General features: G+C 66.6%; 14 protein-coding genes and 1 tRNA gene. 9 read left to right on the forward strand and 6 right to left on the reverse strand.

What is annotated here, in order from left to right; all coding sequences use genetic code 11:
- Positions 1-57: 57 nt before the first annotated feature.
- Positions 58-546 carry a D-Ala-D-Ala carboxypeptidase family metallohydrolase gene (locus ACTIEZ_RS15310; RefSeq protein ID WP_439547554.1) on the reverse strand — a complete coding sequence of 163 codons (489 nt, stop codon included), beginning with the start codon at positions 544-546 and terminating at the stop codon, positions 58-60.
- A 77-nt stretch (positions 547-623) separates the two neighbouring features.
- Positions 624-697, reverse strand: a tRNA-Gly gene (locus ACTIEZ_RS15315).
- A gap of 190 nt (positions 698-887) precedes the next feature.
- Between ACTIEZ_RS15315 and ACTIEZ_RS15320 the strand changes: the two genes are divergently transcribed.
- The 6 genes from ACTIEZ_RS15320 to ACTIEZ_RS15345 all read left to right on the forward strand — a co-directional run bounded on the left by ACTIEZ_RS15320 (position 888) and on the right by ACTIEZ_RS15345 (position 5,818).
- Positions 888-1,559: a spermidine synthase gene (locus ACTIEZ_RS15320; protein ID WP_439547555.1), complete on the forward strand. Its 672-nt coding sequence runs from the start codon at positions 888-890 to the stop codon at positions 1,557-1,559.
- 55 nt (positions 1,560-1,614) lie between these two features.
- Positions 1,615-3,042: an amidase family protein gene (locus ACTIEZ_RS15325; protein WP_439547556.1), complete on the forward strand. Its 1,428-nt coding sequence runs from the start codon at positions 1,615-1,617 to the stop codon at positions 3,040-3,042.
- 116 nt (positions 3,043-3,158) lie between these two features.
- Entirely contained in the window at positions 3,159-3,524 is a 366-nt protein-coding gene (locus ACTIEZ_RS15330) for a BlaI/MecI/CopY family transcriptional regulator (RefSeq protein WP_439547557.1), read from the forward strand.
- Positions 3,521-5,065, forward strand: a complete 1,545-nt coding sequence (locus ACTIEZ_RS15335; protein ID WP_439547558.1) for a M56 family metallopeptidase — start codon at positions 3,521-3,523, stop codon at positions 5,063-5,065. Before ACTIEZ_RS15330 ends, ACTIEZ_RS15335 begins: the two co-directional genes overlap by 4 nt.
- A gap of 208 nt (positions 5,066-5,273) precedes the next feature.
- The gene (locus ACTIEZ_RS15340) at positions 5,274-5,633 is read left to right on the forward strand and encodes a hypothetical protein (protein WP_439547559.1); all 360 of its coding nucleotides are present in this window, start codon (positions 5,274-5,276) and stop codon (positions 5,631-5,633) included.
- On the forward strand, positions 5,630-5,818 hold the full coding sequence (locus ACTIEZ_RS15345) for a helix-turn-helix transcriptional regulator (RefSeq protein ID WP_439547560.1): 189 nt from the start codon (positions 5,630-5,632) through the stop codon (positions 5,816-5,818). The genes ACTIEZ_RS15340 and ACTIEZ_RS15345 overlap by 4 nt, the downstream gene beginning before the upstream one ends.
- A 32-nt stretch (positions 5,819-5,850) precedes the next feature.
- Here the strand turns inward: ACTIEZ_RS15345 and ACTIEZ_RS15350 are convergent, their stop codons facing one another.
- The 4 genes from ACTIEZ_RS15350 to ACTIEZ_RS15365 all read right to left on the reverse strand — a co-directional run bounded on the left by ACTIEZ_RS15350 (position 5,851) and on the right by ACTIEZ_RS15365 (position 8,088).
- Positions 5,851-6,345 carry a GAF domain-containing protein gene (locus ACTIEZ_RS15350; RefSeq protein ID WP_439547561.1) on the reverse strand — a complete coding sequence of 165 codons (495 nt, stop codon included), beginning with the start codon at positions 6,343-6,345 and terminating at the stop codon, positions 5,851-5,853.
- 197 nt (positions 6,346-6,542) lie between these two features.
- Positions 6,543-7,064 carry a translation initiation factor IF-3 gene (gene infC, locus ACTIEZ_RS15355; RefSeq protein ID WP_439547562.1) on the reverse strand — a complete coding sequence of 174 codons (522 nt, stop codon included), beginning with the start codon at positions 7,062-7,064 and terminating at the stop codon, positions 6,543-6,545.
- A 140-nt stretch (positions 7,065-7,204) separates the two neighbouring features.
- Complete coding sequence (locus ACTIEZ_RS15360; protein WP_439547563.1) at positions 7,205-7,705, reverse strand: GlcG/HbpS family heme-binding protein; 501 nt, start codon at positions 7,703-7,705, stop codon at positions 7,205-7,207.
- 2 nt (positions 7,706-7,707) lie between these two features.
- Entirely contained in the window at positions 7,708-8,088 is a 381-nt protein-coding gene (locus ACTIEZ_RS15365) for a VOC family protein (protein WP_439547564.1), read from the reverse strand.
- A gap of 284 nt (positions 8,089-8,372) precedes the next feature.
- Here ACTIEZ_RS15365 and ACTIEZ_RS15370 point away from each other — a divergent pair, with 284 nt between their 5' ends.
- The 3 genes from ACTIEZ_RS15370 (at position 8,373) to ACTIEZ_RS15380 (ending at position 9,821) form a co-directional block, all read left to right on the forward strand.
- Entirely contained in the window at positions 8,373-8,549 is a 177-nt protein-coding gene (locus ACTIEZ_RS15370; RefSeq protein ID WP_439547565.1) for a hypothetical protein, read from the forward strand.
- Positions 8,550-8,638: 89 nt separating this feature from the next.
- Positions 8,639-9,004 carry a hypothetical protein gene (locus tag ACTIEZ_RS15375; protein WP_439547566.1) on the forward strand — a complete coding sequence of 122 codons (366 nt, stop codon included), beginning with the start codon at positions 8,639-8,641 and terminating at the stop codon, positions 9,002-9,004.
- Positions 9,005-9,170: 166 nt separating this feature from the next.
- Positions 9,171-9,821: a hypothetical protein gene (locus ACTIEZ_RS15380; RefSeq protein WP_439547567.1), complete on the forward strand. Its 651-nt coding sequence runs from the start codon at positions 9,171-9,173 to the stop codon at positions 9,819-9,821.
- The last annotated feature ends 85 nt before the right edge of the window (positions 9,822-9,906 follow it).

Here is a 9,906-nt window from a genome sequence, read left to right on the forward strand (position 1 = left end):
CAGCTTCCCGCCACACGAGTGTGCCAACTACCTCAGAAACTCAGGCTATGCTTCAATCTAAATGCAATCGAGTCTAGGCAGGCCCGCGCGATAATCCATCCCGCGCCGCCCACCGCCGCGCGGGGTCGCGGTGAGCACTTGCCGGCGCGGCGGCCGGCCCTGCGCCACGCTGACATGCACCCAGCCCGAGGCCGGATCGCCGGGCACATGCGCCTCCAGGATCAACTGGTCAAACGCCAGGTTCGCTGCGATCCACTGGGCAACCCGGGCGTTGGCCAGGCCGGGGATTTCGATATCGGCCGCCTCGCCCAGCATATGCTGGCTGGTGCGCGCGCCGCCGATGGCGCGATTGAGCAGGGCGCTGCGATAGCCGCTGTTCACCACCACCGGCCGCTCGAAATTGCGCCGCACCGGCTCCAGCAACGTCTCGCACAGCACGGCCAGTGCATCGACCGCCACCGGCCCCGGTTGATTGTCGATCCCGCGCCGCGCCGCGGTCTGGCTGCGCGTGAATTCGCGCAGGTGAAAATGCTTGGACAACTGCATGGCAAGGCCCTTCCAGTAACTTGGGGGCCAAGCATTTATCACAAAGGATATAACGTAGGAAAATCCGGCGAACAACGTGGAGCGGGTAGCGGGAATCGAACCCGCGCGTCGAGCTTGGGAAGCTAGCAGGCTACCATTACATCATACCCGCACATCAGGGTGCCAGCCTGATCCGGTATCGCTGGGAGATGCTGCAATTCACAGCGGCAGCACCGGCGACACGGGCGGGCATTGCCATTACAGCGGCAGCTTCGTCAACAGAAACTGCGTGGTACGTGCCGCGCGGATGTGGCGGTTTGGGCAGAAGGACGCAGCATGACGTTACTGGGGCGCTCTGCCCGATGATCCCGCGCGAACTGATCGGCGTGGCCGAGGTGCCGGGCGGGCCGCCGCTGCGGCTGTTCCGGCGCGGCGGGGATTTCATGATCGTGCTCGATCGCAACGAGTTGATGAGCACGCGGATGCATGGATCAGAAGATGCGCTGGGCACCATGGCCTGCGATCGGCTGGCCGGCCATGCGGCGCCGCATCTGCTGATCGGCGGCTATGGCATGGGCTTCACGCTGCGTGCCGTGCTCGGCCGGCTGGGGGCAGACGCGCGGGTGACGGTGGTGGAGCTGGTGCCCGGCATCATCGAATGGGCGCGCGGCGCCATGGCAGCGGTGACGCAGGGGTGTCTGGATGATCGCCGCGTGACGCTGACCATGGGCGATGTCGCAGCAGCGATGGCGCAGGCGACGGCGCATTATGATGCAATCCTGCTCGATGTGGACAACGGGCCGGACGGGCTGACACGCGCTGCCAATGATGGCCTCTACAGCCCCCAGGGCCTGGCCGCCGCGCGCCAGGCGTTGCGCCCCGGCGGGGTACTTGCCGTGTGGTCAGCTTCGCCCGACCCGGCGTTTGCGCGGCGGGTGGCGCACGCAGGCTTCGCGGTCGAAACGGTGCCGGTGCGGGCGCGCGCGAATGGCAAGGGCGCCACGCATGTGATCTGGTTTGCCACGAAGCGATGAGCAATGGGTTGTGGCGATTGGTTGGGCGGGGAACACCCGGCAGGGAGAGAAACAGATGAACAGCGCAGACATGATCGAACTTTCGGCCAGCGCGGCGGTGGCGGCGATGCGGGCCGGCGAGATGTCGGCGCTGGATTATGCCGAAGCGTTGCTGGCGCGCTGCGCTGCGGGCGCCGGGCTCAATGCCTTCATCACGCTCGATCCCGATGCGGTGCGTGCGGCGGCGCGGGCGGCAAATGCGCATCGGGCGGCGGGCGGGGTGCTCGGCCCGTTGCACGGCCTGCCGATCCCGGTGAAGGACAGCGTGAACACCGCCGGCATCGCAACCACGGTGGGAACGCGGGCGCTGCGCGGCTGGATCCCGGCACGCGACGGCACCACGATCGCCCGGCTGAAGGCGGCCGGCGCCATCGTGCTGGGCAAGACCAACATCCACGAACTGTCGTTCGGCTGGACCAGCAGCAATCTGGAATTCGGGCCGGTGCGCAACCCCCATGACCCGTCGCGCATCCCCGGCGGATCGTCGGGCGGCACTGCGGCGGCGGTGGCGGCGCGGATGGCGCCGCTGGGCGTGGCAGAAGATACGCAAGGCTCCATCCGCGTTCCGGCGGCGCTGTGCGGCATCGCTGGCTTCAGGCCGACCACCGGCCGTTACCCGACCGACGGCACCGCGCCGATCACGCCGTTGTTCGATCAGATCGGGCCGCATGCGCGCTGCGTGGCTGATCTGGCGCTGTTCGACGCGGTGGTCAGCGGTGAGGATGCGCCGATCGTGCCGGCAACAGTTGCGGGCCTGCGCATCGGCATCGACCGCGCATTCTTCTTTGCCGGTCTCGACGCCGAAGTCGCGGCGCTCACCGAACGCGCGCTGGAACTTCTGGCGGCGGCGGGGGCAGTGATTGTCGAGGCGCCGGTGCCTGGGCTGGACCAGATCGTGCCGGTCGCCATGGCGATCCAGGTGCATGATGTGGTGCCGGCGCTGGAGGATTATTTGCGCGAATCGGGTGCACCCGTCGATTTCGAAACGATGTTTGCCGGCGTCAGTGCCGATGTGGCCGCGGTGTTCACCCAGATGGCGCTACGCGGGGCGCCGTCGGCGATCACCGCCGAACTTTATGCTGCGGCGCGCGATGTGGCGCGGCCGGCGTTGCAGCAGGCGATGGCGGCCTGGTTTGCCGACCATCGGATCGACGCCATGCTGCTGCCGGCCACGATGGTGCCGGCAACGCCGGTGGGCGATCAGGGCGATATCGATATCGGCGGCGTTGCCGTGTCGTTCGTGACCGCCATTGCCCGCAACATCAGCCCGGCCAGCACCCTGGGCCTGCCGGCACTGGTGCTGCCGTGTGGGCGCACCCGCGCCGGCCTGCCGGTCGGCATTGAGCTCGATGGCCCAGCCGGCAGCGATCGCCGGCTGCTGGCGATCGGCATGGCGGTGGAGGCGCTGCTCGGGCCGTTGCCGGCGCCGGTGCTGCGCGGCTGATTGGCGGCACCCTTGCCTGTATCACGCAGGCAATACGGTACTTGACGATTACAGGCGTAAACGCTATTGCGATGACAGATGTAATCGACTCGATGTCGAGGTCTGGGAGCCGCGCAATGACCGAACGGATCAGTGAAGCCGAATGGCAGGTGATGGAAGTGCTGTGGGCGCAGGGGCCGCTGACGGCGCTGGCGGCAGCGGCCGAGCTGGCGGCAACGGGCTGGACGCTCGCCACCGTGAAGACGCTGCTGTCGCGGCTGGCGGCCAAGGGCGCGGTGAGCACCACCGAAGATGGTCGGCGGTTTCTCTATGCGCCGGCGGTGGCGCGTGGCGATATCGCGGCCGGAGAATCGCGGCGGCTGGTCGATCGGCTGTTCGGTGGCCGCGCAACGCCGCTGGTGGCGCATCTGGCCGAGCGCGGCGAGCTTTCGAGCGCTGACATCGCCGAGCTGGAAGCCCTGATCCAGGCGTTGAAACAATGAGCGCCTGGCTGGTGGAAGCATTGATCGGCAGCACGCTGTTGATGCTGCTGGTGCTGATCCTGCGCCGGCCGGTGGCGCGATTGTGGGGGCCGCAGTTCGCCTATGCGCTGTGGGCGTTGCCGCTGTTGCGCATGATCCTGCCGCCGTTGCCGGGGTGGCAATCGCTTTATGAGCCAGTGGCCGGGGCGCGGCCTGATGGCGGTTATGCGGTGGCAATCATGCCGGGGGCCGATGCGGTACGATATTCGCAGCCCCTGCCGGCGCCGGACAGTGGATCGGTGCTGGGCCTGGTGTCCGATTGGCCGACGCTGCTGCTGATCCTGTGGGCGGTGGGCGCCGTCGTGTGGCTGGCGGCGCAGTGGACGCGGCACGTGCGCTTCGTCGGCCAGGCGGTGCGCGAGGGCACGCCGCTCACCACCGCGGGCGGGGTGGAGGTGATCATGTCCGTCCACGTGCCCGGCCCGATGGCGGCGGGCATCTGGCGGCGGCGCATCTTGTTGCCAGCCGATTTCCTGACCCGATATTCGCCAGTCGAGCGCCGCATGACCCTGCTGCACGAAGGCGCCCACCACGATCGCGGCGATTTGCTGGCCAATTTGGCCGGGCTGGTGGTGCTGGCGGCGCATTGGTGGAATCCGGTGGCGCATGCTGCGTGGCGCGCATTCCGCGCCGATCAGGAACTGGCCTGTGATGCCACGGTGCTCGCCGGCAGCGATGGCGATACCCGCGCGGCGTATGGCCGGGCCGTGCTGAAATCTGCGTGTGTGGCAACGCCGGTGGCGGCGTGCGCCATGAACCACAAATCCCAATTGAAGGAGCGCATTGCCATGATGAAGGATCGCAAGTTCGGCGCGCTGCGCCGGGTGATTGGTGGGTTGCTGGTGGCCGGTGTCGCCACCGCTGCGCTGGCCGCCACCGCGTCGGGCCAGCCGACCCCGCCCGAACCGCCCGTGCCGCCCCAGCCGGCAGTGCCGGCCGCTGCCCCTGCCGCGCCGGAACCGCCTGTCGCACCGCCGGCGCCGTCGCCCGGCGAAAAGATGATGCTGTTCAAGCAGAAGGGCGCCGGCACGGACGGCAAGGATCAGACGGTGCGGGTGATCGTGAAGGATCGGATCGGCACGCCTGACAAGGACGACCTGGATGTGGCCGCGCTGGAGCATGATCTGGCCGATGTGGTGGACGAAACCCGGGCTGAGGATGGCCGCCACATCGTGATGGTGCGCCGCCATGCTCTGGCCGCCGGGGTCCACGCTGCCGAAGCTGGCAAGCGCGCCGAAGCCGCCATGGCCAATGTCCGGACCGAGATGCGCGCCGACTGCACGAAGCAGGGCATCACCCTGCCGGCCGATGCCGACATTGCGCAGCTCGCCACCTGTGGCCGCGACATCCAGAAGGAAATGCGTGAGGCCATGGCCACGGCCCGCAAGGCCATTGCCGCAGCGACATGGCTCTCGGCCGAAGAGCGTGCCAAGGCGCTGAAGGGACTGGAACAAGCCGAGTCAGGCGTGCGCCGCCAGGTCATCGCGCGGATCGAACGCTAAGCTGCGGACATGCACCGGCTGGCCCCTTTGGCCGGTGTGCACCTGCGGGCGGGGCCCGGTGCCAATGCTGGCGCCGGGCCCTTTTTTTGCGACGATGACAAGGAAACTTGTCAAAAGCACCTGACCCATGTAAAGGAAACTTGTCAGCGGTTCGGCGCTGGCGCGTGCAATGCGTGCGGAGGCTGTGATGTTTCAATCGCGACGTTACATGATGGAATTGGGCGCAGCGCTGGGCCTGTATGCGGTGCTGCTGGTGGCCAGCAACAGCATCGAGCGCTGGCTGCAACCCGAAGGCGCCGCCCGCATGGCGCTGGCATTGCTGCCGATGCTGGGTGCAGCCGCAGCGGTGTGGGCGATCCTGCGCGGCCTTGATCGCATGGATGAATTGCAGCGGCGGGTGCAGTTCGATGCCATCGCGCTGTCGTTTCTGGGCACGGCGGTGATCACCTTCGGCTGGGGCTTTGCCGAATCGGCCGGCGCGCCGCAGTTGCGGGCGTTCATGGTGTGGCCGATCATGGGCATCTTGTGGGGCATCGGCATTTTCCTTGCCGTGCGCCGCTACCGGTGAAGAATCTTGTAAGCGACCTGCGCAGCGCACGCGGGTGGAGCCAGACCGAGCTCGCCGAACGCCTGCAGGTGTCGCGGCAGACGGTGAGCTCGATCGAAAATGGTCGTTATGACCCGACCCTGCCGCTGGCCTTTGCCATCGCGCGGCTGTTCGGGCTGACCATCGAAGAGATTTTCCAGCCCTGACAAATAAGGCGCCGACCCAGGCCGAATGTGGTTCAGGGCGTGATGTGGCTGGCGTTCAGCAGCAGCGATGCGGCCGCCTCCAGCCCGGCCTGGTCGTCTGCATCAAAACGGTCGGGCCGGGGACTGTCGAGATCGAGCACGCCGACACACACGCCATCGACCATAAGCGGCACCACGATTTCGGAACGGCTGTCCGCATCGCAGGCGATATGGCCGGGGAAGGCGTGCACATCGGGCACGACCTGCGTCGTGCGGGTGGCAGCGGCAGTGCCGCAGACGCCGCGGCCGATCGGGATGCGGATGCAGGCCGGCTTGCCCTGGAACGGCCCCAAAACCAGTTCCGGCCCACGCATCAGATAGAAACCCGCCCAGTTGAGATCGGGCAACTGCTGGAACAGCAGCGCCGCCATGTTGGCCATGTTGGCGACGAAATCCCGCTCATCGCTGATCAGCGCGGCAAGTTGCTGATTGAGATCACGATATTGATCCGGCTTCGGGCCGGACAGGGCGGAGGCAGCAAACGACATTGCCGCCCGTTAGCCGGCTCTGCCCGGAAACACAATTGCCGGGACTGGCGCAACTTGTCCGAGCCGCCCTTCGGATCAGGATCCAGGCGGCCAATGCCCCGCGCGGCGCGCCGATCGGGTCACGGGTGCCCTGGATCCCGCATCAAGTCCGGGATGACTGATCGCTGCTTTGGGAGGGCGTACACCCCCCCAAGCCGTCACTTGGGCGCGATGACCATCAGCATCTGTCGGCCTTCCAGACGGGGCAATTGCTCCACCTTGGCCAGTTCCGCCGTCTCGTCGCGCACGCGTTCCAGCAATTTCAGGCCCAATTCGCCGTGGCTCAACTCGCGACCGCGGAAGCGCAGGGTGAGCTTCACCTTGTCGCCTTCTTCCAGGAAGCGGTTGATGGCCTTCATCTTGGTCTGATAATCATGCTCGTCGATGTTGGGACGCATCTTGATCTCCTTGATCTCCTGCGTCTTCTGGTTCTTGCGGGCAGCAGCGGCCTTTTTCTGCGCCTCATATTTGAACTTGCCGACATCGAGGATCTTGCACACTGGCGGGTCCGCGCCGGGCGACACCTCCACCAGGTTCAGCCCGGCTTCCTGCGCCATGGCCATCGCCTCGCGCGTGTAGAGAACACCCAGATTCTCCCCGTCCTGATCGATGACCCTGACCTTGGGTGCCCGGATGAATTCATCATAAAGCGGCCCGGAAATCGGCGCGGGCGTGTTCATGAAACGGCGTGGTGGCGGTGGTATGACGATCTCTCCTGAGTCTTTCGCCCAATTTGGCGTGGCGCCTCAATAGCGCGGCGGCGGGGGCAGCGGCAAGTGCCCCCGTCGCATGGTGTGTCAGATGGTTGTGCGCCCGCGTCTCAGGGTTTGGCCGCCAGTGCAGCCTCGATCGCGGCAATGCCGGCCGTGGCGATCAACCCGTCTTCCTGGCTGGTGGCGCCCGACACACCGATGGCACCGACGGTGCGGCCGCCGCGCTTGATCGGGATGCCACCTTCCGATGCGACGATCGGCAGGGTGAGCAGGCGCAGTGCGCCTTCCTTTTGCAGGCGCTGTTCATAGGTGCCGGTCGGCGTGTTGAAGCCCGCAGCCGTGCGCGCCTTGGCCAGGCTGATCTCCACACCGACCGTGCTGGCATCGTCCATCCGCGCCATGGCGAGCGGCAAGCCGGCGAAATCGACGACGGTGATCGTCACCTTCAGCCCGCGCTTCGCAGCATCGGCTTCGGCGGCCGCGAGCACGGCCTTGGCGCCTTCCAGCGTCAGAACAGCGCGATCCTGCACGGGCGCGGCACGGGCTGGCGTGATGAGGGCGGGCGCGGCCAGCAGGCCGGCCGCCACGACCAGAACAAGGCGGCGCATGCTCAACCCATCCGGTGCAGGGCGCACAATTTGTTGCCGGCCGGGTCGCGCAAATAAGCCAGATACAGCGGGCCCATCGCGCCTTCACGCACACCGGGCGGATCTTCGCAGGCCGTGCCACCATTGGCGAGGCCCGCGGCATGCCAGGCGTCGGCCTGTTCCGGGCTGGCCATGGCAAAACCGATGGTGCTGCCGTTGCCGTGGCAGGCCGGGTTGCCGTCGATCGGCGTGCTGATGGCGAAAATGCCGGTGGGCGTCATCCAGAACACGCGGCCCTTGTCGTCGGCGAAACCGGGCGCGACGCCGATGGCGCCCAGCGTGGCGTCGTAGAAGGCCTTGGACGCGGCCGTGTCGTTGGCGCCGACCATGATGTGACTGAACATGACGAATCTCCCCTTTGTTGATTGCCCGGATATGGAAGCATGCCGGCGCGCGGGAGTCGAGACGACCCGGCATAAGTTCATATTGGAGATTGTTCGCCTTGCGACCGATTAGCGTTTCGTTAACATTATCGTCGGGTCAAGATTGGGGATTCATGGTGCTTACTCAGCGAAGTGCACCGTCGGAGAGGGCCGACGCGTGCACGGTCAGGCAATTGTGCCTTGCAAATCTTCCGGCGGCAGAGGCGGAAACCATCCGCCTGATGTTCCAGATCATGGGGTGGGCCGTGATCGGAAACGACCCGCACGGATCGCGCCTGGCGATGCGGGCGCAGGGCAACATCATCGAGGTTGCTTGCGATGATCGCCGGCTGGCGGCCACATTGGCAACGGCCGGGCTGGATCGGCTGGTGATGCCGGTGTCGTTGCTGGCACTGGAGCAGTTGATGGTTTTTGCCGGCTAACCATTTTCGGCCCAAAAGTGCCGTGCATCCTGGCCGTTGTCTGAGCCGACGGCGCTCGTGCCGTCGCAGCCGGAGGCGCGGCGGAGACGATGCAGCCAGATCTGAGCCGGGACATACGCGCAGCGAGTGCGGCAACCAGCGGCGTACACGCGCCGTATCGCCTGGCGTTGTGCGGCCTGCCAGCGGCGCTGGCCGAGCCGGTGGCGATGATTGCCGACATCCTGGGCTGGGATGTCGTCACGCTGCCGCCCGGCCCGGCCATGCGGCCTCCGGCCGATCTGTGCCTGGCGATGGTGCCGGTGGATGCCACCGCGCCGCTGCCGCCGATTGCCGTCTGGTCACCAAACAAAAACCTGAATGAACATATTTCACACCTTGGACTATCCATATTGGAGCAGCCTCCCTGCATCCAGCAACTGGAGCGACTGTTACAAATTGCTGCCGATTTGCCGTGAGCGCGGGGGCGCAGTTGAGATGATGGATGCCGGGCAGGATGCGGGTTTATCGCAAGAATTTGATGGCCAACGATTTGATGGCCAACAGTTTGATGGCCAGGAATTTGCGGGCGATGACCGCTCTGCATTGCGGTCTAGAACGTCTGCGTCACGCAAAGTGGTGCAGATGGCGCCAGCCCTCCCGCCAGATGCCGGCCCAGATAAAGGCCCAAATGACGGCAGTTCGGCTGGTATCGACCTGCCCGCCACGCCCGGCGATCTTGCCGCGCTCCAGGCGCTGGCCAGCCGCATGCGGATCGGCCCGGGCAGCGATGCCGGCGGATCGGATCAAGCCATGACCATTGCCCGCCAGGTTGCGGACATGGCGCAGGGGCTGGCCGCTTTGGCTGACCGCCTGGTCGGGCAGGGCGCGGCCCCGGCAGCCGAGAATATCGATGTCGCCGAGGGCGATTGCGTCGCCTTTCTGGAAAGCCAGTTCCGCATCCGGCGCTTGCGGGCGCGGCACCTGCCGTCGCTGTCGCTGGGTGAACCCGCGTGGGACATCCTTCTCGATCTGGCGGTGGCGCAATATTGGCGGCGCGAAACCTCGGTCACCAGCCTGTGCATCGCTGCCGATGTGCCGAGCACCACGGCGCTGCGCTGGATCAACAGCATGACCCGCGAAGGCCTGATCGTGCGCCGGCCCTGCCAGCGCGACGGCCGGCGCAGTTTCCTGGCCATCGCGCCGGAAACCTATCAGGCGATGCTGGCGATGGCCGCGGACAGCTTGCGTACCGAACAGCGGGTGCGGCAGCGCTATCAACGCGACGCGGCCTAGAGCGCTTTTCGACCAAGTTGGATCACCGTCATCGCCCTGACGGGCGACCCCTGCGGGGCGGCGCGCCTTTGGCCCAGGGCAGCGT

This window comes from Sandarakinorhabdus sp. (assembly GCF_051860625.1).
Taxonomy (GTDB): Bacteria; Pseudomonadota; Alphaproteobacteria; order Sphingomonadales; family Sphingomonadaceae; genus Sandarakinorhabdus.

Excerpts from the sequence above, each read along its gene's own strand:
- ACTIEZ_RS15350 (WP_439547561.1), bottom strand. The coding sequence starts at position 6,345 with ATGTCGTTTGCTGCCTCCGCCCTGTCCGGCCCGAAGCCGGATCAATAT.
- ACTIEZ_RS15325 (WP_439547556.1), top strand. The coding sequence starts at position 1,615 with ATGAACAGCGCAGACATGATCGAACTTTCGGCCAGCGCGGCGGTGGCG.
- ACTIEZ_RS15375 (WP_439547566.1), top strand. The coding sequence starts at position 8,639 with ATGCAGCCAGATCTGAGCCGGGACATACGCGCAGCGAGTGCGGCAACC.
- ACTIEZ_RS15360 (WP_439547563.1), bottom strand. The coding sequence starts at position 7,705 with ATGCGCCGCCTTGTTCTGGTCGTGGCGGCCGGCCTGCTGGCCGCGCCC.
- ACTIEZ_RS15330 (WP_439547557.1), top strand. The coding sequence starts at position 3,159 with ATGACCGAACGGATCAGTGAAGCCGAATGGCAGGTGATGGAAGTGCTG.
- ACTIEZ_RS15335 (WP_439547558.1), top strand. The coding sequence starts at position 3,521 with ATGAGCGCCTGGCTGGTGGAAGCATTGATCGGCAGCACGCTGTTGATG.
- ACTIEZ_RS15320 (WP_439547555.1), top strand. The coding sequence starts at position 888 with ATGATCCCGCGCGAACTGATCGGCGTGGCCGAGGTGCCGGGCGGGCCG.
- ACTIEZ_RS15365 (WP_439547564.1), bottom strand. The coding sequence starts at position 8,088 with ATGTTCAGTCACATCATGGTCGGCGCCAACGACACGGCCGCGTCCAAG.
- ACTIEZ_RS15380 (WP_439547567.1), top strand. The coding sequence starts at position 9,171 with ATGGCGCCAGCCCTCCCGCCAGATGCCGGCCCAGATAAAGGCCCAAAT.
- ACTIEZ_RS15310 (WP_439547554.1), bottom strand. The coding sequence starts at position 546 with ATGCAGTTGTCCAAGCATTTTCACCTGCGCGAATTCACGCGCAGCCAG.
- ACTIEZ_RS15340 (WP_439547559.1), top strand. The coding sequence starts at position 5,274 with ATGATGGAATTGGGCGCAGCGCTGGGCCTGTATGCGGTGCTGCTGGTG.
- infC (WP_439547562.1), bottom strand. The coding sequence starts at position 7,064 with ATGAACACGCCCGCGCCGATTTCCGGGCCGCTTTATGATGAATTCATC.